Annotated in this window: 22 protein-coding genes; 10 read left to right on the top strand and 12 right to left on the bottom strand. The window is 69.1% G+C overall.

The window, feature by feature from the left end; translation table 11 throughout:
• Nucleotides 1-46: 46 nt before the first annotated feature.
• The 9 genes from GSI01S_RS06885 to GSI01S_RS06845 all read right to left on the bottom strand — a co-directional run bounded on the left by GSI01S_RS06885 (nt 47) and on the right by GSI01S_RS06845 (nt 7,259).
• Complete coding sequence (locus GSI01S_RS06885; protein WP_006895766.1) at nt 47-1,162, bottom strand: acyl-CoA dehydrogenase family protein; 1,116 nt, start codon at nt 1,160-1,162, stop codon at nt 47-49.
• Entirely contained in the window at nt 1,159-2,124 is a 966-nt protein-coding gene (locus GSI01S_RS06880; RefSeq protein ID WP_006895765.1) for an acyl-CoA dehydrogenase family protein, read from the bottom strand. The genes GSI01S_RS06885 and GSI01S_RS06880 overlap by 4 nt, the downstream gene beginning before the upstream one ends.
• Before the next feature lie 3 nt (nt 2,125-2,127).
• Nucleotides 2,128-3,330, bottom strand: a complete 1,203-nt coding sequence (locus tag GSI01S_RS06875) for an acyl-CoA dehydrogenase family protein (RefSeq protein WP_006895764.1) — start codon at nt 3,328-3,330, stop codon at nt 2,128-2,130.
• The gene (locus GSI01S_RS06870) at nt 3,330-4,241 is read right to left on the bottom strand and encodes an enoyl-CoA hydratase (RefSeq protein ID WP_006895760.1); all 912 of its coding nucleotides are present in this window, start codon (nt 4,239-4,241) and stop codon (nt 3,330-3,332) included. Before GSI01S_RS06870 ends, GSI01S_RS06875 begins: the two co-directional genes overlap by 1 nt.
• A gap of 59 nt (nt 4,242-4,300) precedes the next feature.
• The gene (locus GSI01S_RS06865) at nt 4,301-4,750 is read right to left on the bottom strand and encodes a hypothetical protein (RefSeq protein ID WP_006895758.1); all 450 of its coding nucleotides are present in this window, start codon (nt 4,748-4,750) and stop codon (nt 4,301-4,303) included.
• Complete coding sequence (locus tag GSI01S_RS06860) at nt 4,747-5,340, bottom strand: helix-turn-helix transcriptional regulator (RefSeq protein WP_006895756.1); 594 nt, start codon at nt 5,338-5,340, stop codon at nt 4,747-4,749. Before GSI01S_RS06860 ends, GSI01S_RS06865 begins: the two co-directional genes overlap by 4 nt.
• 5 nt (nt 5,341-5,345) lie before the next feature.
• Nucleotides 5,346-5,696, bottom strand: coding sequence for a ferredoxin (gene fdxA / locus GSI01S_RS06855; RefSeq protein ID WP_006895755.1), 351 nt, complete (start codon nt 5,694-5,696; stop codon nt 5,346-5,348).
• Between the two features lie 4 nt (nt 5,697-5,700).
• On the bottom strand, nt 5,701-6,300 hold the full coding sequence (locus GSI01S_RS06850; protein ID WP_006895753.1) for a DUF2249 domain-containing protein: 600 nt from the start codon (nt 6,298-6,300) through the stop codon (nt 5,701-5,703).
• A 77-nt stretch (nt 6,301-6,377) separates the two neighbouring features.
• Nucleotides 6,378-7,259, bottom strand: a complete 882-nt coding sequence (locus tag GSI01S_RS06845; RefSeq protein ID WP_006895751.1) for an IclR family transcriptional regulator — start codon at nt 7,257-7,259, stop codon at nt 6,378-6,380.
• A 51-nt stretch (nt 7,260-7,310) separates the two neighbouring features.
• Between GSI01S_RS06845 and cysD the strand changes: the two genes are divergently transcribed.
• Together cysD and cysC are read left to right on the top strand one after the other, a co-directional pair.
• Nucleotides 7,311-8,267: a sulfate adenylyltransferase subunit CysD gene (cysD, locus tag GSI01S_RS06840; protein WP_006895750.1), complete on the top strand. Its 957-nt coding sequence runs from the start codon at nt 7,311-7,313 to the stop codon at nt 8,265-8,267.
• Nucleotides 8,267-10,153 carry an adenylyl-sulfate kinase gene (gene cysC / locus GSI01S_RS06835; protein WP_006895749.1) on the top strand — a complete coding sequence of 629 codons (1,887 nt, stop codon included), beginning with the start codon at nt 8,267-8,269 and terminating at the stop codon, nt 10,151-10,153. The genes cysD and cysC overlap by 1 nt, the downstream gene beginning before the upstream one ends.
• A gap of 23 nt (nt 10,154-10,176) precedes the next feature.
• On the opposite strand, the gene eccA is transcribed toward cysC, so the two are convergent.
• Nucleotides 10,177-11,970: a type VII secretion AAA-ATPase EccA gene (gene eccA / locus GSI01S_RS06830; RefSeq protein ID WP_006895748.1), complete on the bottom strand. Its 1,794-nt coding sequence runs from the start codon at nt 11,968-11,970 to the stop codon at nt 10,177-10,179.
• 173 nt (nt 11,971-12,143) lie between these two features.
• Between eccA and purL the strand changes: the two genes are divergently transcribed.
• The 3 genes from purL (at nt 12,144) to GSI01S_RS06815 (ending at nt 16,504) form a co-directional block, all read left to right on the top strand.
• Nucleotides 12,144-14,429, top strand: a complete 2,286-nt coding sequence (gene purL / locus GSI01S_RS06825; protein ID WP_006895747.1) for a phosphoribosylformylglycinamidine synthase subunit PurL — start codon at nt 12,144-12,146, stop codon at nt 14,427-14,429.
• A gap of 75 nt (nt 14,430-14,504) precedes the next feature.
• Nucleotides 14,505-16,202: an alpha/beta hydrolase gene (locus GSI01S_RS06820; protein WP_051999618.1), complete on the top strand. Its 1,698-nt coding sequence runs from the start codon at nt 14,505-14,507 to the stop codon at nt 16,200-16,202.
• A gap of 53 nt (nt 16,203-16,255) precedes the next feature.
• The gene (locus tag GSI01S_RS06815) at nt 16,256-16,504 is read left to right on the top strand and encodes a TM2 domain-containing protein (protein ID WP_156479386.1); all 249 of its coding nucleotides are present in this window, start codon (nt 16,256-16,258) and stop codon (nt 16,502-16,504) included.
• 42 nt (nt 16,505-16,546) lie between these two features.
• On the opposite strand, the gene GSI01S_RS19475 is transcribed toward GSI01S_RS06815, so the two are convergent.
• Nucleotides 16,547-17,218 (bottom strand): TetR/AcrR family transcriptional regulator, encoded by a 672-nt coding sequence (locus GSI01S_RS19475; RefSeq protein WP_006895744.1) that lies wholly within the window; start codon nt 17,216-17,218, stop codon nt 16,547-16,549.
• A gap of 55 nt (nt 17,219-17,273) precedes the next feature.
• On the opposite strand from GSI01S_RS19475, the gene GSI01S_RS06805 reads away from it, so the two are divergent.
• Together GSI01S_RS06805 and GSI01S_RS06800 are read left to right on the top strand one after the other, a co-directional pair.
• Nucleotides 17,274-18,722 carry a carotenoid oxygenase family protein gene (locus tag GSI01S_RS06805; protein ID WP_006895743.1) on the top strand — a complete coding sequence of 483 codons (1,449 nt, stop codon included), beginning with the start codon at nt 17,274-17,276 and terminating at the stop codon, nt 18,720-18,722.
• A 41-nt stretch (nt 18,723-18,763) separates the two neighbouring features.
• Nucleotides 18,764-19,843, top strand: coding sequence for an NAD(P)H-dependent amine dehydrogenase family protein (locus tag GSI01S_RS06800; RefSeq protein ID WP_039867120.1), 1,080 nt, complete (start codon nt 18,764-18,766; stop codon nt 19,841-19,843).
• A gap of 7 nt (nt 19,844-19,850) precedes the next feature.
• Here the strand turns inward: GSI01S_RS06800 and GSI01S_RS06795 are convergent, their stop codons facing one another.
• Nucleotides 19,851-21,359, bottom strand: coding sequence for a glutamate-cysteine ligase family protein (locus GSI01S_RS06795; RefSeq protein WP_006895741.1), 1,509 nt, complete (start codon nt 21,357-21,359; stop codon nt 19,851-19,853).
• Between the two features lie 72 nt (nt 21,360-21,431).
• Here GSI01S_RS06795 and GSI01S_RS06790 point away from each other — a divergent pair, with 72 nt between their 5' ends.
• From GSI01S_RS06790 to purF, 3 genes are all read left to right on the top strand, one after another.
• On the top strand, nt 21,432-22,298 hold the full coding sequence (locus tag GSI01S_RS06790; protein ID WP_101841659.1) for a PHP domain-containing protein: 867 nt from the start codon (nt 21,432-21,434) through the stop codon (nt 22,296-22,298).
• Nucleotides 22,299-22,378: 80 nt separating this feature from the next.
• Complete coding sequence (locus GSI01S_RS06785; RefSeq protein WP_006895739.1) at nt 22,379-22,768, top strand: sterol carrier family protein; 390 nt, start codon at nt 22,379-22,381, stop codon at nt 22,766-22,768.
• 126 nt (nt 22,769-22,894) lie between these two features.
• Nucleotides 22,895-24,481: an amidophosphoribosyltransferase gene (gene purF / locus GSI01S_RS06780; protein ID WP_375003669.1), complete on the top strand. Its 1,587-nt coding sequence runs from the start codon at nt 22,895-22,897 to the stop codon at nt 24,479-24,481.
• Nucleotides 24,482-24,560: the final 79 nt, after the last annotated feature.

Below are 24,560 nucleotides of genomic sequence, written 5' to 3'. Positions count from 1 at the left end.
AACCAGCCGGGGGAGGGCTCGCTCAACCGGCCTGGGGAGGACTGCCTCAACCTGCCTGGGGAGGCTCGCTCAGACTCACCCGGGCCAGCGCGTGATGCGGCTGGCCGAACAGCTGGGCGTCGGCCTGGGCACGTTTGAAGAACATGCCGATGTCGTGTTCCCAGGTGATGCCGATGCCGCCGTGCAACTGGACGGCGGAGCCGGTGACCGACATGTAACCCTCCGAGCAGTAGACGTGAGCGGCGGCGGCGAGTTCGGCCGCGTCGTCGCGTCCCTGGACGAGGGCATCGATCGCCGCGGCGGACATCGACCGCATCGCCTCCACCTTCACGTACATGTCGGCCATCGCGTGCTTGAGCGCCTGGAACGAGGCGAGCGCCCGCCCGAACTGCTTGCGCGAGGTGGTGTGCTCCACCGTCAGTTCGAGGGCCCGGGCGGCGCCGCCAACCTGCTCGGCCGACAACATCGCCCAAGCCAGGGTGCGGATACGCTCGGCGACGTCCGGTGGCGACGCGAGGGTCGTAGACGACACCTCGTCGAAACTGACGCGAGCCAGCGGTCGCGTGGGATCGAGCAGCGGCAGCGGGGTGACGGTGACGCCCTCGGCATTCGCGTCCACCTCGTGCAGTGTCTGCGCGGCCCCGGCCTCGCCCGGCCGACCGGCCACCACCAGGAAGACATCGGCCGACTCGCCGTCGATCACGTATTCGGCGGTCCCACTGAGCAGGCCCGCCTCGGCGACCACACCGGGCGTCGACCACCCTGCGGCGTCGGCCCAGCACAGGGCGCCGATGCGTTCGCCCGAAGCCAGTCCAGGGACCAGCCGGGCGGCCGCGTCGTCGTCGCCGGAGGCGAGGACGGCACCCGCGGCCAGAACCGCGGACGAGAACACGGGCACCGGAGCGAGTGCGGCGCCCACCTCCTCGACGGCCAAGGCGGTCTCGGTGAGGGCGGCGCCGGCACCGTCGTACTGCTCGGGGACGGCGAGGGCCGCGACTCCCACCTCGGTGCAGAGTGTCTCCCACACGGCGCGGTCCATGCGGCCCTGCGTGCGGATGGCGGCGCGGACTGAAGCGGAATCGGATCGGCGGCGCAGCACGTCGCGGATCGACTCGGCCAAGGCTGCGCGGTCTTCGGCGCTGATGCTCTCGTGAGTGCTCACAGGGTCTCCAGGATCAGGGCGCGGTGCTCGGCGGGAGTGCCCCACGCCGACACGAGCGCACGGGTCTTGGTCAGGTACAGCGAGAGATCGTGCTCGGCGGTGTATCCGATGGCGCCGAGCACCTGCAGACTCCGGCGTGAGGCGAGGTACGCCGCATCCGCCGCGGCGACCTTCGCAGCGGAGACGTCGCGCGCCACATCGGTGTCCGCCGGCGCGTTTCCATCGAGACCCACCGCTGCACCGTGGACCAGGGGCCGGGCCATCTCGATGGCGATGGCGACGTCGGCCAGGTGGTGTTTGACGGCCTGGTACGAGCCGATGGCGCGGTTGAACTGTTTGCGCGCCTTGGCGTATTCCGAAGCGATGTCGAGCATCGCGCCGCCCAGCCCGATCAGCTGCGCGGCCGTCGCCAGCGCGCCGAGATGCGCGACCGCCCTCTCGTCCGCGGTCCCGAGCGCGGCTCCGGCTTCGACGTCGGCCACCGTCCGGGTCGGATCGACCGACGGGTGTTCGGCGACGACGGCCCCCGAAGAGAGGGCTCCGTCGCGCAGGACGTAGACGTCCGCGTCGACCGGCGCGGCGGCGCGACGGGCGGTGGCCGACGTCGCGATGGTGGCCGGACGGCCGTTCAGCAGCGCCGCCAGCGCATCGGACGCGCCCGCGGCCGCGAGCGCGCAGGGGACGGCGGCGAAGGTCTCGGCGACCGGGCCGGGCAGCGCGAACCGGCCGATCTGCTCTGCGGCGACCACCATCTCAGTGGCACCGGCACCCGAGCCGCCCAGATCGTCGTCGACGAGCAGACCGGTGATTCCGGCCTCGGCGAGCCGGCCGTAGACGGTGAGGGCGGGGGTGCGGTCGCCCTCCGACCATGCGCGTGCGACCGCTGCTCCGCCTGCCTTCTCGCCGATGGCGGCGACGGTGGACGCCAGGTCGGTGTGGATGTCGTTGAGGAGGAAGTCCATGGTCTATCGGTCTCCGCGGGGCAGGCCGAGGAGTCGCTCGGCGATCACGTTTCGCTGGATCTCGTTGGTGCCGGCGTAAATCGGTCCCGACAGCGAGAAGAGGTAGCCGTCCATCCAGGGGTCGGCGAGTTCGGCGTCGGCGCCCTGCAGGTCGAGTGCGGTCTCGTGGGCGGCGATGTCCCACTGCGACCAGAACACCTTGTTGATCGACGACTCCATGCCGAGCTGTCCGCCGGCCGCCAGCCGGCTGACCGTCTGATACGTCGACAGTTCGTAGGCGCGTGCGCCGATCCAGGCGTCGGCGACGCCCTTGTCGGTGGCGGCGGTCGACGGTGCGTCGGCGCCGCGTTCCTTCCACAGTCTCACCAGACGATCGGTGGCAGCGAGGAACCGGCCCGGCGACCGCAACGACAGTCCGCGTTCGTTGGCCGCGGTGCTCATCGCGACCTTCCACCCGTTGTTCACCTGGCCGATGACGCCCGAGTGGGCTGGGTCGTCGGGGTCGTCGGGCACGAAGACGTTCTCCAGGAAGAGTTCGGCGAACCCCGCCTCGCCGTCGAGCTGAGCGATCGGGCGCACGGTCACGCCCTCGCTGCGCAGGTCGAACATGAAGTACGTGATGTTCCTGTGCCGGCCCGATTTCGCCCCGCTCGCTTCGCTCCCGGCGGCGGGCGCCTCCGGGTCGGTGCGGAACAATCCGAACCCCCAGTCGGCGAAACTCGACCGGGAGCTCCAGGTCTTCTGCCCGTTCAGCAGCCAGCCGCCGTCGGTGCGGGTGGCGGTGGACCGCAGCGACGCGAGGTCGGACCCGGCCTCCGGCTCACTCCATGCCTGCCCCCAGATGTCGTCCGCACGCGCCATGCGCGGCATGATGCGGGCGAGCTGTTCCGGACTCGCGTGCTCGAAGAGGGTCGGGGCGAGCAGGAAGATGCCGTTCTGACTCACACGGCCAGGCGCCCCCGATCGGTAGTACTCCTCTTCGAAGATCAGCCAGTGCAGCAGCGGCTCGTCGCGCCCGCCGAATTCCTCGGGCCAACTGACCACCGACATCCGGTCGGCCGCCATCTCGGCCTCCCACGCGCGGTGCGCTTCGAAACCTTCGGCGGTGTCCATCGAAGGCAGCGGGTCGGCGGGCACGTGCTCGGCCAGCCAGGCGCGGACCTCGGCGCGGAACTTCTGGGCGGCGTCGTCGAACAGCAGGTCCATCAGGCCTCACCCTTCTGCGCGGCGTCGCGCATGCTGCGCGCGTCCATGCCGCCGAGCGAGTCCCCCGAATCGGCGTCGTTGGCCGCGTGTGCGAAGTGATGCCAGCCGAACACCGAGTCCATGGCATTGCGCATCCCCATCTGGTCTTCGCAGATGTTGACGGCCTTTTTGCTCAGGAACAGTCCCTGCATCGGCATCTCGGTCATCTGCGCGCAGAGCTCGTCGACCTTGGCGCTCAGACCCTCGCGCGGAACGACGTGGTTCACCATTCCCCAGTCCAGCGCCTGCGCCGCGGTGAAGCGCTGGCCGGTGAACAGGATCTCCTTGGCACGCCGCGCCCCGAGGACGTACGCGTGCGCGAAGTACTCGACGCCGGGAATGCCCATCCGGGCGACGGGGTCGGAGAAGAAGGCGTCGTCGGAGGCGACGATGAAGTCGGCCGACCACGCGAGCATCAGGCCTCCGGCGATGCACGCGCCGTGCACCTGAGCGATGACGGGCTTCGGGATCTCCCGCCAGCGGCGGCACATCCCCATGTACACCTCGATCTCGCGGGCCAGTCGCTGGTTGCTGTCGAGCGGCTCGCCGTCGCCGCGCGTGTGATCCCAGTGCAGCGTCGCCACATTGGGATAGAACGTGTCGAAGTCGCGTTCGGGGGTGCCGATGTCGTGGCCCGCGGAGAAGTGCTTTCCGTTGGCGCGCAGCACGATCACCTTGATCTCGGTGTCGTCGACGGCTTTCCGGAACGCCGCGTCCAGCGAGTACGTCATCACCGAGTTCTGCGCGTTGCGGTAATCGGGACGGTTCAGCGTGACATAGGCGACGGCGCCGGCGGTCTCGTATGCGACGGGCGACGTGTCGGGGCCGAGGTCGTCGGGCCCCAACGGGGGAGGGATGACGGCGTTGCTCATACCTACAGACTCTAACCTAGCAAGTGCTTGGTTGGTAGGCCGGGCGCCGGCGCGGGCCGTCAGCGGGAGGCGAGAACCATCCCGATGGGCACGCTCACGATGAGGACCGTCAGGACCGCGAGGTAGGCGTACGCCGCCGGCGCCTTCGACCCCAGAAGGCGCAGGCCGGCCCGCCACGTGGCGGCCAGGACGACGAGCAGCAGGATCGACCCGACGTCGACCACGGCCGGTGTGTCGGTCAGCGAGCCGGCGATCACCAGGGCGTTCGCCGCGATCCACCCCGTCAGCTGTGATGCGTGGAAGCGCGCGCTCATCGGCTGCGGGGCACGTTGCTGTGCGATGCCGATCGCGATGAGGGCGACGCCGCAGACGAGCACCAGGTAGGCCGCCAGCCAACTGCCCTTCGCCAGATCGAGCGGGCGCGCCACGGCGGCCACCAAGCCGCCGGCGATGACGGCGGCCGACCCCGTCGCAGTGAAGAGGTCGATCTCCACGCTCAACCGGCTCACCGGCGGCCTCCCGCCAGGACCGCCAAGCAGTGGTCGCCGTCGACGAAGGCGTCCAGCCGCTCGAGGCGGAGGTCGGTGTGGTGCCTGCTGAGCACGCCCTGCACTATGCCCCGGTGCACCGAGCAGGTCAGGGCCGGCTGTCGTCGGGCGAGTTCGAGGAACGGGCAGCGGTTCAGGCGGATCCGGTCGCCCGCCGCTTCGGGCGCGAAACCGAGATCGTCGAGTACGGCGAGCAGATCTTCGACCGGTTCGTCGGAACCGGAGCTGCCGGCCGCCCCCCATTCGCGACCGGCGGCCACCGCACGCGCGGCCGCGTCCGGCGTGTCGGCCAGTGTTCGGAGCAACACCTCGGCCAGGATCCCGTAATTGCGAGGGCCGGACGGGTCCATCGCGGGGCGCGCCCGATAGAGGAGCCGAGGCCGCCCCGGCCCGTCGTGCTCGGCGGTGTCGACGACGATCAGCCCGTCCGCGGTGAGTGCGCGCAGATGAAAGCGGACGGTGGTCTGCGGAATGTCGGTCGCCTCCGCCACTTCGGCGACGGTCATCGGCGCGGCCGCCGCGCGGAGGGTGTCCAGGATCGTGGTGCGCACGGCGGTCAGTGGTCGGTGCCCTGCGGCGGGAGGGAGGCCACCAGCGGTGCGTCGGCCCCGGTGGGCCCGAGCTTCATCGCGCCGCCGGGTGAGCCCAGCGGTGCGTCGCGGCCGGGCAGGGTCTCGACGAAGAAATCCGCGTTGTCGGTGATGTACGGCGTCCATTCGTCGGGGACGTCGTCCTCGTAGAAGATGGCCTCCACCGGGCACACCGGCTCGCAGGCGCCGCAGTCGACGCATTCGTCGGGGTGGATGTAGAGGCTGCGGCCGCCTTCGTAGATGCAGTCGACGGGACATTCCTCCACGCACGCCCGGTCCATCACATCGACGCAGGGGAGCGCGATCACGTAGGCCATGTCGTCACCGCCCGGTGCCGAGCGGCTCGATCGTGAGCGTGGGCTCGCGGTGGGTGTGGACGGTGAGATAGCTCAGCCCATCGGGACCGGCGGTGAACGATCGCTCCGACCGCCGCGGCAACCAGAGCAGATCGCCCGCGGACACCGCCACATCGCCGGTCTCGGTGCCGACGGTGCCCGACCCCGCGACCACGTGGATCAGGACGTCCACCTCCGCTCCCCGGTGCGTGTCGATACCGCCGCCCGGGGCCAGCCGGATCAGGTTGGAATCGAGCCCGCGGCCGTCGAAGTCGAGCTTCCACGCCACGCCGGCGGCGTCGACCGGTCCGTCGGTGAGCTCGGCGGTGTTGCCGAGCAGGCGGGGCGGCGGGGCCGCGGTTGTCTTGCTGATGCGGATGCGGTAGTCGCGCTTCTCGCGCACCAGATAGTCCCAGCCGTATCCGCCGGGCAGTCGTTCGTCGAACTCGTCGTGCAGATGCCGCGGATCGTGGTCGTTGATCAGGATGATCGCCTCGCCGACGTCGAGTGAGTCGAAGATGCCGAAGATCTTGGGGTGGCGCTGGGGCTTGGGGATCTCGCGGACATCCAGGGTGACGTCGGGCATGACCAGTCCTCCTAATAAAAACAATGAAGTCTTGTAAAAAATCTAGCGCGATTCGTGACGTGGGGCAACGCCTGGGTTCAGCGGCGGACGGCGGCGCTCACCGCGTCGGCGGCCGCACGGGTCGCGGCACCGAGCCCTGCGACCTCGTCCGCGGGCATCGTCGAATCGGGGCAGGAGACGATCGCGCCGATCGCGGTTCCGTCGGCGTCGAAGATGGGGGCGCCGACGCTCACCGCACCCACCTCGCCGGTCAATTCCGCGGGCAGGTAATCGATCGCCGATAGTTCCGACACGAGTTCCGACATCCGCGATCGCAACTGGGCGGGCATTTCGTCGAGATTGCCCAGGGTGTCGATGATGGCGCGGTGGTGTCCGGTGATCCGCTCGATCGAATAGCCCCGATCGCGGATCGCGTCGAGGACGGCGGCGAGGCGGGCGCGCTGGTCCGCGGACGCCTCGGCCAGCCAGTCGGTGCGCTCGGGCTCGTCCGACCATGCGATGAACTCGCGGCACAGCGGCGGTCGGAGGTGGACGCGGCGCAACGGCGGCACCCAGGAATCGGGAGCGGTCTGCGGGACGACCTGATCGGCCACGGTCACCAGATCGCCGGTGCGGCGCGCGAGGAACGCCGGCACTCCGGTCTCTTCGACGAGGGTCTGCATCGCGGGGATCGCGCTCGCCGCCACCAGGTCCAGACGTGCGGCGCGCCGGGACACGGTGAGGAACTCGGGGCCGAGTGAGAAGGAGTTGTCCCGCCGCCTGGACAGCCAGCCGAGTTCGCACAGCTGAGTGGCGATCGCGTGTGCGGTCCCGCGGGGGATGCCGGTCACTCGCACGACCTCTGCGAGCGTGAGGGAATCGCCCGCGCGCTCGACGAGGAGCGACATCACGTCCACCACGCGGCGCGTCGGCGGGGACGATTGACGCTCGGGGCGTCCGTCACCTACCGTTGCTGTCATATTGCCAACACTAAGTGTCGAATATTCGACAAGTCAAGGAAAGTGGCGTCGATGATCACATCGCCCGACGGGACCCGTCCGGCCGCCCCGGCCGGAACCGGCCGACGGTACGAGCTGACGACTCTCGAGGAACTGGAGGCCGAGTCCGTCCACATCTTCCGCGAAGTGGGCGCCACCTTCGAGCGCCCCGCCATGCTCTTCTCCGGGGGCAAGGACTCGGTGGTGATGTTCCATCTGGCGCGCAAGGCGTTCTGGCCGGCGCCGGTCCCCTTTCCGCTCATGCACGTCGACACCGGACACAACTTCGACGAAGTGATCGAGTACCGCGACCGGGTGGTCGAGCAGACCGGGGTGTCGCTGATCGTCAGCAGCGTGCAGGACGACATCGACGCCGGCCGGGTGGTCGAGCAGACCGGGCCGGGCACGTCGCGCAATCGGCTGCAGACAGCGGCGCTGCTGAGGGGGATCGCGGAGCATCGGTTCGACGCGGTGTTCGGCGGTGCGCGACGTGACGAGGAGAAGGCACGCGCCAAGGAACGGTTCTTCAGTTTCCGTGACTCGTTCGGAGCATGGGACCCGCGCAACCAGCGGCCCGAACTGTGGAACCTGTACAACGGCCACTGCGCGCGGGGTGAGCACATCCGGGTGTTCCCGTTGAGCAACTGGACCGAGCTCGACATCTGGAACTACATCGCCCAGGAGGGCATCGAACTCCCGTCGATCTACTACGCGCACGAGCGTGAGGTGGTGCCCCGTGACGGCATGCTCCTGGCGAAGACGCGCTTCCTGGAGACCTATCCGGGTGAGACCGCACACGTCGAGCGCGTTCGTTTCCGCACGGTCGGCGATGCCACCTGCACCGGTTGTGTCCGAAGCGAGGCCGACACCCCGGAGAAGGTGATCGCCGAAGTCGCCGCCACTCGGGTCACCGAGCGGGGCGCCACGCGAGCCGACGACCGGATCTCCGAAGCCGGCATGGAAGACCGCAAGAAAGAGGGCTACTTCTGATGCGCACCGACAACCGTGCGGCCGGCCCGGCCGACACCGAGGTGATCGCTCCGGCGGAACTGCTCAGGATCGCCACCGCGGGCAGCGTGGACGACGGTAAGTCGACTCTGATCGGCCGGCTCCTCTACGACTCGAAGTCGATCCTCACCGACCAGCTCGAAGCGATCGAGCGCACCAGCGCCCAGCGCGGAGACGAGTACGCCGATCTGGCGCTGCTCACCGACGGGCTGCGCGCCGAGCGCGAGCAGGGGATCACCATCGACGTGGCGTACCGCTACTTCGCGACCCAGAACCGGAAGTTCATCATCGCGGATTCGCCGGGACACGTGCAGTACACCCGCAACATGGTCACCGGCGCGTCCACCGCCGACCTCGCGATCATCCTGATCGACGCTCGCAAGGGCGTGGTCGAGCAGACTCGCCGCCATGCCTTCCTATCGTCGCTCCTGGGGATCCCGCACTTGACGGTCTGCGTCAACAAGATGGATCTCGTCGACTACTCGCGGGAGCGGTTCGAGGAGATCTGCGACGAAGTGGTCGCGTTCGCGGCCAAGCTCAACGTCGGCGACATGAGTTTCATCCCGATCTCGGCTCTGCGCGGTGACAATGTCGTCGACCGGTCCGAGGCGATGCCCTGGTACACCGGCCGACCGCTGCTCAGCCATCTGGAGAACGTGTACATCGCCTCCGACCGCAACCTGCGCGACGCGCGGTTCCCGGTGCAGTATGTGATCCGACCGCAGCGCAGCGACGGCCTCGACCACCGCGCCTTCGCCGGCACCGTCGCCGGAGGGACGTTCGCGGTGGGCGACAAGGTCGTCGCGCTGCCCGGCGGATTCGGGACCACGGTGAAGCAGATCTGGGGACCCGGCGGCGTCGAACTCCAGGAGGCGTTCGCCTCCCAGGCGGTCTCGATCGCGTTGGACGACGAGATCGACATCGTGCGCGGCGACATGCTGGTGCGGCCCAACAATCGCCCGCACGTGGGACGTGAACTGGACGCGATGGTCTGCTGGTTCTCCGAGAGCACCGCTCTCGCTCCAGGCAACACCTACGTGATGCTCTGCGGAACCCGGGAGACGCGCGTGCGCGTGCAGGGACTCAACTACCGGCTCGACGTCAACACTCTCCATCGGGACGAGGACGCGACGGCCCTCACGCTCAACGAGATCGGCCGGCTGTCGTTGCACGCGCAGCATCCGGTGATGTTCGACGAGTACCGCCGCAACCGCGCCACCGGCAGTTTCATTCTGATCGACGAGACCACCAACGCGACAGTGGCCGCGGGCATGATCAGTGCACCGCTCGCACACGACAGCCACGTGGTGTGGCAGTCGAGCAAGGTGACGCGCGCAGGACGGTCGCATCGCGGCGCGACCGTATGGCTCACCGGACTCTCGGGGTCCGGTAAATCGACCATCGCCACCGAGTTGGAGCGGCGGATCGTCGCCGAAGGCAGGCCCGCCTACCTGCTCGACGGCGACAATCTGCGTCACGGGCTCAACGGCGACCTCGGCTTCAGCGACGACGACCGGCGCGAGAACATCCGCCGGACCGCGGAGGTCGCGTCGCTGTTCGCCGATTCCGGAGCGATCGCGTTGGTGTCGCTGATCAGCCCGTTCGCCGCAGAGCGGCAGCGGGCCAGGGAGATTCACGAAGCGGCTGATCTGCCGTTCTATGAGATCTTCGTCGACACTCCGCTCGACGACTGCGAGGCACGTGACCCCAAAGGCCTCTACGCGAAAGCCCGGGCCGGCGAGATCACCCAGTTCACCGGCATCGACTCTCCGTACGAAGTGCCCGAGAGTCCGGACCTGGTGGTGCGCCCGGGCGATGGGTCACCGAAGCAGATCGCCGACCGGATCATGCGCGACTTGGGGCTGTAGCCAGCTGTTCGTCGGCTGAAAGGCTACGCGAATCGGTCATCCGGGTCGTCGTCGGCGGGGACGGCGCCGATATCGGCGAACTGGGCCAGTGCGGCGCGCATGTCGGCGCCGGTCACGGTCATCAGATCCGATTCGGTCAGCATCGCGAGCTCGGCGGTCCGGGCGAGCCGCAGCTCGCGTTCCTCCTCTGCGGCTTCGACGACGTTGCGCACGAAACGGGCGTTGCCCGCGGTATCCGATGCGCGGCGGCCCTCATGGATCAGGCCGTAGAGGTCGGCGAACTCTGTTTCGAGCATCGCCGTCGCCTCCGCCGACAGCCGGGCGTCCCGGTGCTGAGCGATCGATTCGGCGATCCGGATCAGCTCACCCGGTGTGTACGAGTTGAATCGGATCCGGCGGGCGAAGCGGGACGCCAGACCCTCGTTCGCGGACAGGAGTCGGTCGATGTCGTCGTCGTAGCCTGCGATGATCACGACCAGGCGGTCCCGGTCGTTCTCCATGCGAGCGAGCAGCGTGTCGACGGCTTCGCGGCCGAAGGCGTCGCCGCCGGCGAGCCCCTCCTGGACGAGGGTGTACGCCTCGTCGATGAACAGCACACCGTCGAGGGCGGAGTCCACGACCGCTGACGTCTTCGGTGCCGTGGCGCCCAGGTGCTGTCCGACGAGGTCTTTTCGACTGACTTCGACGACCGTGTCCGTCGACAGCAGACCGAGCGCACGGTACAGCCGCGCGACCAGACGCGCGATCGTGGTCTTACCGGTCCCCGGCGGTCCGGTGAAGGCGAGGTGCAGACTGCGCGACTGTGTGCGCAGTCCCTTCTCCGATCGCAACTGCGCGAGGGTGACCGCCGCGCGCAGCCGCTCGACCTGTTCTTTGACCGGTGCCAGCCCGATCTGAGCGGCGAGCTCCTCGGACACCTCCCGCAACGCGGGTTCGTCGACGCCGCGCCCCCGTTCGGCGCGAGGGCCGCCGGCGGGTTCGACCGCGCGATCGACCGTCAGCTGCAGCGACGGATCGGCGAGCGCGCGGGCGGCGTCGGTGAGCCGTGAGTCCAGGGCGTAGGCCTCTTCGAACGCAGACCGGGCAGCGGACTCGTCGCCCTGTGCGCGCAGGGCCAGCCCCATCGTGAAGAGGGCCTGCGGCCGGCAATTGGTGAGCGCCGAGTCCCCGGCGCTCGACAGTCTGCGCAGCCCCTCCTCGAACAGGCCCAACTGCACACAGGCCGTTCCGATCATGAAGTCGGCTGCGGCGCAGAGATACTCGTCGTTCCACGTGCTTGAGACGGAGAGTGTCCGCAGGACATCGCGCCAACGGCGCTTGCGTAGCTCGACAATGCCGCGGCAGAAGTCGGCGGTCGAGTCGGCGTGCTCGATCTCGGCCAGTACGTCCTCGGCGCCGGCCACGTCTCCGCCGGCCAGCAGGGACGCCGCATATGCCGCGGCGGCGTCCGCCGGTCCGGTGATCGGCAGGTCGATGAACATCCCGCTCGGCAGATGCCCGGCCAGCACACCGGTCGGAAGTCCCAAGCGGCGTTGCTCGGCGCCGATCGAATCGCGCGCTCGGTACAGCCCCAGCAGCACCGGACCCGATCGATCGCCGACGGCGACCCGTCCCAGCCAGGCGTCGCCGAGTGCGCCGTCGAGCTCGGTGGCGCGGGTGAAGGCCGCCTCGGCTCGTTTCGGATCGGGCGGCCCGCCGCCGGTCAGGAATCCGGCTGCCGTGAGCCCGGCGATGAAGTACTCGCGGGCAGGCGACTTGGCGTCTGCCGCTCCGCGCGTGGATAGAGCGCGCGTGGATAGAATCTGCCCCTCGGCCATGTGGTCCCCCCGAACCTGGTGTGCGCAAACTGTATCCATACCCTCCGACAAGCGGGGCCGGACCGCGCGAACTCCCAGCAGAGGGCACCCGCGCGCCGCATCCCGGTGGTGCTCGCGCACCCCGGCCGGAGGCGTGGCCGTCCACCCGCGTGACCTCGCATAGAATGGTCGCCGTGAGCGCCCAGGTCGATACCGTTTCCCACGCCGCCGATACCCCCGATCAGCCGCAGCCCTATGCCGAGCTCGGTCTCAAGGACGACGAATACGCCCGGATCCGGGAGATCCTCGGCCGCCGTCCCACCGACGCCGAACTCGCCATGTACTCGGTGATGTGGTCTGAACACTGCAGCTACAAGTCGTCGAAGGTGCACCTGCGCTACTTCGGCGAGACGACCACCGAGGAGATGCGGGCGGGAATGCTCGCCGGGATCGGCGAGAACGCGGGCGTGGTCGACGTCGGCGACGGATGGGCCGTCACGTTCAAGGTCGAGTCGCACAACCACCCGAGCTACGTCGAGCCCTACCAGGGCGCGGCGACCGGCGTCGGCGGCATCGTCCGCGACATCATGGCGATGGGCGCGCGGCCGATCGCGGTCATGGACCAGCTCCGATTCGGTGCGGCCGATGCGCCCGACACCCGGCGCGTGGTCGACGGCGTGGTCCGCGGCATCGGCGGCTACGGCAACTCCCTCGGCCTGCCCAACATCGGCGGCGAGACGGTGTTCGACCCCAGCTACCAGGGCAACCCGCTGGTGAACGCGCTGTGCGCCGGCGTGCTGCGCGTGGAGGACCTGCATCTGGCATTCGCGTCGGGCACGGGCAACAAGATCATCCTGTTCGGCGCCCGCACCGGACTCGACGGTATCGGCGGCGTCTCGGTCCTGGCGTCGGAGACCTTCGACGACGACGGCGGCAACGGCCCGAGCCGCAAGAAGCTGCCGAGCGTGCAGGTCGGCGACCCGTTCACCGAGAAGGTGCTGATCGAGTGCTGCCTGGACCTGTACAAGGCAGGTCTAGTCGTCGGCATCCAGGACCTGGGCGGTGCCGGACTCTCCTGTGCCACCAGCGAATTGGCAGCCGCAGGCGACGGCGGCATGCACATCGAGCTCGAGAAGGTGCCGATGCGAGCCGAGGGCATGACCCCGGCGGAGGTGCTCTCGTCGGAGTCGCAGGAGCGCATGTGCGCGGTCGTGACCCCGGAGAACGTCGACGCCTTCATGGAGGTGTGCCGCAAATGGGACGTCCTCGCCACGGTGATCGGCGAGGTCACCGACGGCGAGCACCTGGAGGTGACGTGGCACGGTGAGACCGTGGTCGACGTGCCGCCGCGCACCGTCGCCCACGAGGGACCGGTGTACGAACGACCCGTCGCACGCCCCGAGTGGCAGGACGACGTGGTCGCCTCGACCACCGAGGGTCTGGCGCGCCCGCAGACCTCCGACGAACTGCGCGCCACGTTCCTCAAGTTGCTCGCGAGCCCGGCGCTGTGCAGCCGCAAGTTCATCACCGAGCAGTACGACCGCTACGTGCGCGGCAACACCGTCCTGGCCGAGCACGCGGACTCGGGCATGATCCGGATCGACGAGGAGACCGGTCGCGGCATCGCGATCGCCACCGACACGTCGGGTCGCTACACCTATCTCGATCCCTACGCCGGCGCCCAGCTGGCACTGGCCGAGGCCTACCGCAACGTGGTGGTCTCCGGTGCCGGCCCGCGCGCCGTCACCAACTGTCTCAACTTCGGTTCTCCCGAGGACCCCGCCGTGATGTGGCAGTTCAGCCAGGCCGTTCGCGGTCTCGCAGACGGCTGTGCGCAACTCGGCATCCCAGTGACCGGAGGCAACGTCAGCTTCTACAACCAGACTGGTTCCACCGCGATCCTCCCGACACCGGTCGTCGGCGTGCTCGGTGTGATCGACGACGTCCGCCGGCGCATCCCGACCGACATCGGCACCGAGCCGGGCGAGACGTTGATCCTGCTCGGCGACACCCGTGACGAGTTCGACGGCTCGATCTGGGCACAGGTGGAGCACGATCATCTCGGCGGCGTGCCGCCGAAGGTCGACCTCGAACGCGAGCGTCTGCTCGGCGAGATCCTGGTCGCCGCATCGCGTGACGGTCTTGTCTCCGCAGCGCACGATGTCTCCGAGGGCGGTCTGATCCAGACCGTCGCCGAAGCCGCACTGGCGGGCGAGACCGGCTGCCGCATTCTGCTGCCCGAGGGCGCCGACCCGTTCGTGACGCTGTTCTCGGAATCGGCGGGGCGCGTCCTGGTGGCCGTGCCGCGCACCGAGGAGTCGAGGTTCTGCGCGATGCTCGACGCCCGGCAGATGCCGTGGACGCGCATCGGTGTCGTGGATCAGGGCAGCGACGCGCTGGAGGTCCAGGATCACTTCGAGGTCAAGCTCGACGAACTGCGCGAGGTGTACGAGGGAACGCTGCCCCGGTTGTTCGGGTAGCCGTTGGGTCACGGTGAGCGACTGACGAAGGCGGCGCCGCGGAGAACTCCGCGCGCCGCCGTTCGTCATTCGTCGATGTGGTTCGGATCGGCGGTGACCCGGACGATGCGGGTACTGCGCATCGACGCGCCGGGGCTGGCGATCGGGACCGTCTTCTACATCTGGTCGCTGACGCCCTCGCTGCTTCCTCGGCTCTGGGCGTTTCAGGGTCTCATCGGCGGCATCGCCGCGGCGACCGGCTACGCGGTCGGCTCGCTGCTGGCCTTCGCGATCGGGCGGCTGGTTCTCTCACGCGTCGCCTGGTGGCCGCCGCCGGCCCGCGTTCGTCGCGTTTTGCGCATCGGCGTCCCCATCCTGTGCGCGGTGGCCTCGACGGTCGCTCTGTACTACGGCGTGCGGTCGCAGGCCCAGCTCGCCGACCTGATGGGAACCGACCCTCCGTCGTACCTCGGCTATCTGCGGGCGATGGCGTTGAGCCTGGTGATCGCGGTCGCGATCGTCGCGGTGTTCCGGGTGCTTCGGGACGTCGGCCGGTGGCTGGCGCGCACCATCAACCGGATCTTCCGCATCCCGCGGCGGGTGGCGGGGGTGATCTCGCTCATCGTGATGCTGGTCGTGACGTACACGCTGATCGACGGCGTCGCGCTGCGCGGCAGTTACGCGGCGATGAACGCCGTCTTCAGCGCCACCAACGACACCACGCGCGACGGCGCGGTGCAGCCCTCCCTGGCCGAGAAGTCGGGGAGCCCGCAGTCCGCGGCACGGTGGGAGACCCTCGGATTCGAGGGCCGGAACTTCGTCTCCGGAGGCATTCGAGCGGCCGAACTGGCCAAGTACAACGGCCGGCCCGCGAAGGAGCCGATCCGCGTCTACGCCGGTCTGGAGTCGGCGGACGGCCCGGACGCGCAGATGAAGCTGGTAGTCGACGAATTGGAGCGGACCGGCGCCTTCGATCGTCAGACGCTCGTGATCATTCCGACCACCGGCACCGGCTGGGTCAATCCGACCGCCGCGCAGACTTTCGAACTCGTCGCGAACGGCGACAGTGCGTTGGTCGCGGCACAGTACTCGTACCTGCCGAGCTGGGTCTCGTTCCTCGCCGACCGCGAGAAAGCCGCGGAGGCCGGACGCCGCCTGGTGACGGCGGTGCACGACAGGTGGCTGACCAAGCCGCCCGGTCACCGGCCGAAACTGTTCGTCTACGGCGAGAGCCTCGGCACGCAGGCGGGTGAGGGGGCGTTCGACGATCTGAATGCGATCCGCTCGACGGTCGACGGTGTTCTGTGGGTCGGGCCGCCCGACTCGAATCCGTTGTGGCGCGCGCTCGTCGACCGTCGTGACCCGGGCACCCCGGAGGCGGAGCCGACTTACGCGAACGGGCTGGTGGTCCGCTTCGCCAACGACGCGGCGGCCATCGGCCGCAATCCGGATCCCTGGCTCGCGCCGCGGGTGCTGTACATCCAGCACCCGTCCGATCCCGTGGTCTGGTGGTCGCCCGAGTTGCTCTACCAGAAGCCGGACTGGCTTTCCGAGCCCGCCGCCGGCGACCGCAGTCCCGCGATGCGGTGGTACCCGATTGTCACGTTCTGGCAGGTCAGCGCGGACCTGGGCAATGCGGCCGGAGTACCCGACGGACACGGACACAACTACGGCACCGTCATCCTCGACGGTTGGATCGCAGTGACCCAGCCCGCGGGCTGGACCGATGCGGACACCGCGCGGGTGCGGTCCGCGCTGCTCGATCTGCGAGGCCACGACGGTCCGGAGAAGTGAAGGCGGACAGGCGAGTCGGGCGATTACGGCAGTAGGTCGTTCGGTCGACACGGTTGTGTTGTGGTCGTACCGCCGGGCTGCTGCAGTTGTTCTTGGGCGGGTTCGGCATCGGACGCTGGTACATCGGCACCCACGGCGTCGCCGCGGGACAACTCGTGCTGTGGTTCCTGGCGTTTGTGACGTCATTCATCTTCGGTATCGGACTGGTGCTCTTCGTCGGTCTCGGAATCTGGGTGTTGGTCGACGCGATCATGATCTTCACCGGGTCCGTTCGCGACGGCGACGGGCGAGTGCTCCGATAGCGGAAGCCCCATTTCGGCGCGCAGCCGCCGTTCCTTCCGCGGTCAGCCGCCGGCCATCCGCGCCATCGCGGCGTCCAACGCCCGCTCGGCCTCTTCCCGCGGCGTCCCGCCACCAACGGCGAGCGAGATCAGCGCGCCTCGGGCGACGAGATCGTGCGCGCCGGTCAGGTGCCCGGCGATCGACAACATCGCGAGGCCGTGCACGGTGCTCCAGGCGACGCCGGATCGGATGAGAAGCGCGGCGTCGTCGGTCTCCGGGGTCGCGACCCGCCGGATCGTCTCGGCCATCACCCCGAATGCCGCGCGCCCCATCGGGGAGTCGGTCGGATTCCCGTGCTGCAGCAGCGCCTTCCGTTGCGAGGCCGCCCACTCGGGCGAGGAGTACTGGAACATCAGGGTGTAGAGCAGCGGATGGTCCGTGGCGAACTGCAAATAGGCCAGACCTTGGCACATCAGGTCGGTCAGCGGTTCGTCGGTGCGGCCGGCGGCCGAGAGCGCATCGCCGAACTCCGCGAATCCGCGCTCGCAGACCTCGGCGGCGACGGCCCCGATGCTGCCGAACCGCGAGTACACGGCCATCGTCGAGGTGCCTGCCTCCTGGGCGAGTCTGCGCACGGTCAAGGCCTCGACACCCTGCTCTGTCACCAGTCGGTAGGCGGCCGCGGAAAGAGTCTCGCGCACGGGATCGGGACGTGCCTCTTCACTATTGCTCATAACAGCGTTATTATCGCCGTATAACAATGTTATAGGCAACCTGGAGGTGACGGGAATGACCACGAACCGATTTCTCGACGGCGAGTACGCACCGGTGCGCGCCGAGTTGACCGAGCACGCGCTCCCAGTGACGGGAACGCTGCCGGACTGGCTCGACGGCCGGTACCTGCGCAACGGTCCCAACCCGATCGCGGACGTCGACCCCGACACGTACAACTGGTTCACCGGTGACGGAATGGTGCACGGCGTCCGGCTCAGCGGCGGCGACGCTCTCTGGTACCGGAACCGCTGGGTCGATTCGCCCGCCACCGAACGCAGACTGAACAGGCCCGCACCCGACTCGGCCGGCCGGGCCTTTCTGCACGGCCTCGGCGCGAACACCAACGTGATCGGGTTTCAGGGGCACACCCTGGCGCTCGTGGAGGCGGGGCTGCCGTGCGCGGAACTGTCCGAAGAACTCGACACTCTCGGTGTCTGGGACTTCGACGGCACGGTCCGCAGCGGCTACACCGCGCACCCGCTCGAAGATCCGGCGACCGGAGAGCTGCATTCGGTCAGCTATCACTTCGGGCTCGGGAACAAGGTCCGATACTCGGTGATCGGGGTCGACGGTCGCGAACGCCGCCGCGTCGACATCACCGTCGGCGGCAGCCCGATGATGCACGCGTTCTCGTTGACCGAGTCGACGGTGGTGATCTACGACCTTCCGGTCACCTTCGACGTGGAGACGGCGGCCTCGTCCGCCGTTCCGCGCAGGCTCCGGCCGATCGCCGAACTCGCGATGTCGGCAGTCGTGGGGCGAGTGCCGATGCCCCACCTGCTGTCGGAGCGTCTGCCGCGGAATCGGGCAGGGTCTCTGCCGTACAGCTGGGACCCCGACTACCGACCTCGGGTAGGGCTGATGCCGCGCGAGGGCGGCGACGCCGACGTCGTCTGGATCGACGTCGACCCGTGCTTCGTGTATCACCCCATGAACGCGCACGAGGAGAACGGTGCCGTGGTGATCGACCTCGCGGTGCACGACCGCACCTTCGATCGGGACCGCACCGGGCCCATCGACGGCGGGCACCGCATGGAGCGGTGGACCCTCGACCCGCTGCGCCGGACCTGCCGTCGGGAGCAGCTGTGGGACGCCGCCGTCGAGTTCCCCCGAGTGGACGACCGCTTCGTGGGCCGGGCCCACGACTGCGGGTGGGTCGTCGGAGACGAGGGCGGCGGGCTCTTCGGTTCGCTGTTGGCCCGGATGGGCGGCAGGCTCGGCGAGCCCGTCGTGCGCAGGTTCGGCGACGGCGTGTTCGCCGGCGAATTCACCTTCGTGCCCCGGAGTTCCGACGCCGCACAGGGCGACGGTGCCGTCATCGGACTGGTGACCGACATGGCGAACGAATCGACACGGCTCGCCGTCCTCGACGCGCAGACACTCGAGGACATCGCGTACGTGGACCTGCCGCAACGCGTGCCCGCGGGCTTCCACGGGAACTGGCTGCCCACCGCGTCTTCCTGAACGGGGTCCGCGCGGCCGGGCCGCCGCCTATCCTGGCGCGCATGGCATTGCGAGTCGTGGAATGGTCGACCGGAACCGTGGGCAGGCACGCGATCGCCGGCATCGACGCGCATCCGGACCTGGAACTGGTAGGTGTGTGGGTGTCGGACCCGGCCAAGGTCGGAGTGGACGCCGGGCGGCTGGCCGGTCTCGACCGCGACCTCGGAGTCGTCGCGACCTCGGATCGTGACGCGCTGCTGGCGCTGCGTCCCGATGCGATCGTCCATACGGCGATGACCGACGATCGGGTGGCCGAGGCGATCGCCGACCTCACCGCCTTCGTGGCCGCCGGAATCAACGTCGTCTCCTCCGGGCCGGTGATCCTGCAGTACCCGTACGGTGTCCTGCCCGATGCGATGGTGCAGTCGGTGGTCGACGCCGCCCGGACCGGCGGCGCGAGCCTGCACGTCAACGGCATCGATCCCGGATTCGCGAACGACGTCCTGCCGCTGTCACTCACCAGTCTGTCGCAGGAGATCGACGAAGTCCGATGCCTGGAGATCGCCGACTACTCCACGTACCGGCAGCCGGTGGTGATGGGGGAGTTGTTCGGCTTCGGCAAGCCGATGGACGATCAGCCGATGCTGTTGACGCCCGGAGTGCTGTCCCTCGGCTGGGGCAGCGTGGTCCGGCAGATCGCCGCGGGCCTGGGACTGACGCTCGACGAGCCGCTCGTCGAACGCCATGAGCGGATCGCCGCCGACCGAGACTACGAGACGGTGTCGGTGCCGATTCCGGCGGGCACGATGGCCGCCCTGCACTTCGAGGTGATCGGTCAGGTGGACGGCGTCGACCGAGTCGTCCTCGAGCACTACACGCGCACGCATCCCGAACAGTGTCCGGACTGGCCGCGTCCGGCCGACGGCGACGGCTGCTACCGCATCGTGGTGAGCGGCGAGCCGGAGATGAGGGTGGAAGTCGCGCATCACGCGCGCCACGGCGACCACAACGTCTCCGGCATGATCGTGACCGCCATGCGGTTGGTGAACTCGGTACCCGCCGTGGTGGCCGCCGAGCCGGGGCTCGTCACGGCGCTCGACATGCCGCTGGTGACCGGACGAGGGCTGGTGAGCCGGGGCTGAGCGGGCGTCACACCGGCCAGTTGTGCACCGGCTCGCCCTCGTGCATCAGCGTCGCGTAGTCGCGGACCATTCCGCGCAGAGCGGCCGAGCGCGACTCGCCGGCGTCCTCGCGGGCCCGGACCGCCGCTCGTTGCCAGACCGATCCGGACTGACGTGTGGCGGCGCGCCCCTCGATCACTCCCAGATAGCGTCGCCTGGCCCGATCGGAGACCCCGTAGGCGATGAGTCCGCGTTCCGCGATCGGCAACAGACGACGCAGGACCAGTTCGTCGGGTCGTACCCATCCGATGTTCGGCCAGTACAGCTGTGCGCCGAATCCCCAACGCGCTCCGGCCGCGAGGTTCTCCCTGGCGGCGTCGAAGGACATCTGTGACCACACCGGCAGTTCGCTCTCGACGAGTCCGCGCACCAGACCGTAGTAGAACGCGGCGTTGGCCATCACGTCGACGACGGTCGGACCGGCCGGCAGCACCCGGTTCTCGACGCGTAGGTGCGCGCGGCCGTCGATGACGTCGTAGACCGGCCGGTTCCAGCGGTACACGGTGCCGTTGTGCAGGCGGAGCTCCTCGAGTTCCGGAATGCGGCCGGCGTCGAGTTCGGCTAGCGGATCGACGTCGGTGGACACCGGGAGCAGAGCGGGGAAGTATCTCGTGTTCTCGGCGAACAGGTCGAAGATGGTGTTGATCCAGCGTTCTCCGAACCACACCCGCGGCCGGACCCCCTGGTTCCTGAGTTCGAGGGGCCGGGTGTCGGTCGCCTGCTCGAAGACCGGGATGCGCGTCTCGTGCCAGAGCGCCTTCCCGTCGAGGAACGGTGCGTTGCCCGCGATCGCCACCTGCACGCCCGCGATCGCCTGCGCGGCGTTCCAATGGGTGGCGAAGTCCTCGGGCGCCACCCGCAGGTGCAGTTGCAGAGAAGTGCACGCGGCCTCGGGGAGGATCGAGTCGCTGGTGGTGGCCAGGCGTTCGGCGGGTCCGCCGATCACCATCGGGACGCCGGTGATGTCGAGCTCCAGATCCTCTCCGCGTGCGGCGAAGATCTGCTCGTTCAGCAGGCTGTAGCGCGGGTTGGTGGAGATCCACTGGTGCGCGAAGTGCTCGCGGCCGAGAGTCGGCAGCATGCCGACCATCAGGAGATGATTGCCGGTCGAGGCCGCGCGTGCCTCCGCGCGGTTCAGCGATGCGCGCAGCCCCTGCTCCAGCCCCACCGTGTCGGCGCCGACGAAGGGCCGGGGCGAGACGTTGATCTCGATGTTGAACTGGCCGAGTTCGGTCTGATAATCCGGATCGGCGATCGCATCGAGCACCTCGGCGTTCGCCATCGCGGGCTCGGCGTTCTCGTCGATCAGATTGAGCTCCACCTCCATGCCGAGCAGCGGCTCGGGTGGCCGGCCGTGATCGGTGAACAATCCGTCGGTCAGCATCCGCGCGATGGCCTCGGTCCCCCGGGACACCTGCGACCGGAAGCGCACGCGATCGGCTCCACTGAACTTCTGATGGCTCACTTCGGCGCCCATGCGGCAATCGTGCCGGAGACGGCCCCGGTGCGCGAGGGTTCGGGCCATTCGACCGCTGACTACAGTGTTCGCATGGCACCCGAGATGACCGCCGACCTGCACACCCACACCGCGTTCTCCGACGGCACCGACACTCCGGAGGAACTGCTCGCGGCCGCACGGGAGGCGGGCCTGCGGACGATCGCACTGACCGACCACGACACGGCGGCCGGCTGGGACGAGATCGCGGCCCGGGTTCGGTCGGGGATGCGCGTGCTGCCGGGCGCGGAGTTCTCGACCAAGCATCCGCGCGAGGACGGGAGCCTGGTGTCGGTGCATCTGCTCGGCTACCTCTTCGATCGCGACGACGCGGGGGTCGCCGGCGAGTGGCAGCGGATGAAGGACGAGCGCGCGGGCCGCGGTGCGCGGATCGTGGAGAACCTCGTGACCGCCGGTTACCCCATCACGCTGGCGCGCGTGCGGGAGATCGCCGGAGTCGGCAGTATCAGCCGCCCGCACATCGCGAGGGCGTTGATGGAGGCGGGAGTCGTCGCGTCGGTCGGGGAGGCCTTCGATGAACTCCTGCACGACGGCAGTCCGCACTACACCGCGCTGCGGTCGACCTCCCTGGTGGAGGGAGTCGAGATGATCGCCGCGGCGGGCGGTGTCCCGGTGATCGCTCATCCGCGTGCCCGGGCCGCGGCGACGGTGTTGACCGCCGACGTGATCGAGTCGCTGGTCGCGGTCGGACTCGCCGGCCTCGAGGTCCGCCATCCCGACCACGACGATGCGGCGCGCGCCGAACTGGCCGACATCGCGTCGAACCTGGGACTGCTGGCGACGGGCTCGAGCGACTACCACGGCGCCAACAAGACCCTGCGGATCGGTCAGGAGCGGACCGACGACGAGGTGGTGGAGCAGATCGTGGAGCGCGGAACGGTGGCACCCTTCACCGCGTGACGGCGCCGTTCACCGTGTGACGGGGGCCGCGGGCGGGCGGTCCGGGGAATGGTCGCCGGCTCGTCGGCGTTGGTGATGCCGTGGCACCACGAGACAGAGCTGATCCGGCGCAGACACGCGCGGCCGTCCTCGCCGTCGCGGACTGGCTGCGCGACGAGACCGCGCCCGCGCCGGGGCGGTCGGCGCTGGCCGCGGCCGTGCGGCTCACTGCGAGGACCGTCGCGCAGGAGGCTCCCGGCAACTCGGTGGAACTGCGCGTTCCTCCGTTCGTCGCGGTCCAGTGCATCGAAGGGGTGCGGCACACCCGCGGCACCCCGCCGAACGTGGTCGAGTCGTCGCCGCGCGAATGGCTGCTGCTGGCCACCGGACTCCTCGACTTCGACGACGCGCTCGCCGCGCACCGGATCAGCGTCTCCGGACACCGCGCCGGCGACGTCGCGAGCAGACTGCCGGTGGTCCCGCTGAACTAGCGGCTCCCAGCGCGGCGCTGCAGCGCGCGCCGCGCTGGATTTCGAGTTGTCCCGAGCGAAGCCGTAGACTGTGGTAACGGTAACGCCCGCCCAGCCCACGAAACCGGAGCGTATTACGTGACCGAGATGTCGATTCACTCTCCGAACCTGCTGAATCAGACCGGATGTGGCGGACCGTCGCACCCGAGCCCCGATGCGGATCAGCCCGAGAACGAGCCCCGCGAGGAATGCGGTGTCTTCGGTGTCTGGGCACCCGGGGAAGACGTCGCGAAGCTGACGTACTACGGCCTCTACGCTCTTCAGCACCGCGGTCAGGAAGCAGCCGGCATCTCCGTCGGAGACGGCTCGCAGGTACTGGTCTTCAAAGACCTCGGGCTGGTGAGTCAGGTCTTCGACGAGCAGACCCTTGCCTCGATGGTCGGTCACGTCGCCGTCGGTCACTGTCGGTACTCGACCACCGGATCGACGACGTGGGAGAACTCCCAGCCGATCTTCCGCAACACCGCGGCCGGCAGTGCCGTGGCGCTCGGTCACAACGGCAACCTCGTGAACACGGCCGAACTCGCCGAACGGGCACGGGAGTTCGGCATCTACGGCAGCGGGCCGCACGGCACGGCCACCTCCGACTCCGACATCCTCGGCGCATTGCTCGCGCACGGCGCGACCGACAAGACGCTCGAGCAGTCGGCGATGGAACTGCTGCCGACTGTCAAGGGCGCGTTCTGCCTCACCTTCCAGGACGAGAACACGCTGTACGCGGCACGCGACCCGCACGGGGTGCGGCCGCTCTCGCTCGGCCGCCTCGACCGCGGGTGGGTCGTCGCCTCCGAAACCGCGGCGCTGGACATCGTGGGAGCTTCCTTCGTCCGCGACATCGAGCCGGGCGAACTCCTGGCCATCGACGCCGACGGCGTCCGCAGCCGGCGCTTCGCAGAGCCGACCCCTGCCGGATGCGTTTTCGAGTACGTCTACCTGGCCCGGCCCGACAGCGTCATCCACGGACGTTCGGTGCATTCGACGCGAGTGGAGATCGGACGCCGGCTGGCCCGGGAACGTCCGGCCGAGGGCGACCTGGTAATCCCGGTCCCCGAGTCGGGTACGCCCGCGGCCGTCGGTTACGCGCAGGAGTCGGGCATCCCCTACGGGCAGGGCCTGATGAAGAACGCCTACGTGGGACGCACCTTCATCCAGCCCTCGCAGACCATCCGCCAGCTGGGCATCCGCCTGAAGCTGAACCCGTTGCGCGAAGTGATCCGGGGTAAGCGGCTCGTCGTGGTCGACGATTCGATCGTGCGCGGCAACACCCAGCGCGCGCTCATCCGGATGCTGCGCGAGGCCGGCGCCGCCGAAGTCCACGTGCGCATCGCCTCTGCGCCGGTCAAATGGCCGTGCTTCTACGGGATCGACTTCGCCTCGCCCGCGGAACTGATCGCCAACGGCTCGGACTCCAAGGAAGCGATGGTCGAGAGCGTCCGCCAGGCCATCGACGCCGACTCGCTCGGGTACATCAGCATCGACGAGATGATCAACGCCACGGAACAGCCGCGTGCCCAGCTCTGCGCCGCGTGTTTCGACGGCCGCTACCCGATCGCGCTGCCGCAGGAGACGACGATGGGCAAGGCCGTGCTGGAGAGCATGCTCAAGGGCTCGATGAACGGCGCCGATCCGCTGACGGCGTCGAATGACAACGTCAGCGCAGTGATGCGGCCCTGACCTTCGGCGCCTCGCAGCGCTCCCGGATCCCCTCTGCACTCAGGTACCGTGAGTGCGTCCCACCGCCCGAACGGCTGAC

The sequence above is a fragment of the Gordonia sihwensis NBRC 108236 genome (genome assembly GCF_000333035.1).
Classification (GTDB): domain Bacteria; phylum Actinomycetota; class Actinomycetes; order Mycobacteriales; family Mycobacteriaceae; genus Gordonia; species Gordonia sihwensis.
Note: the sequence above shows the minus strand (reverse complement) of the source record. Positions and strands in the feature narration are given on the sequence as shown.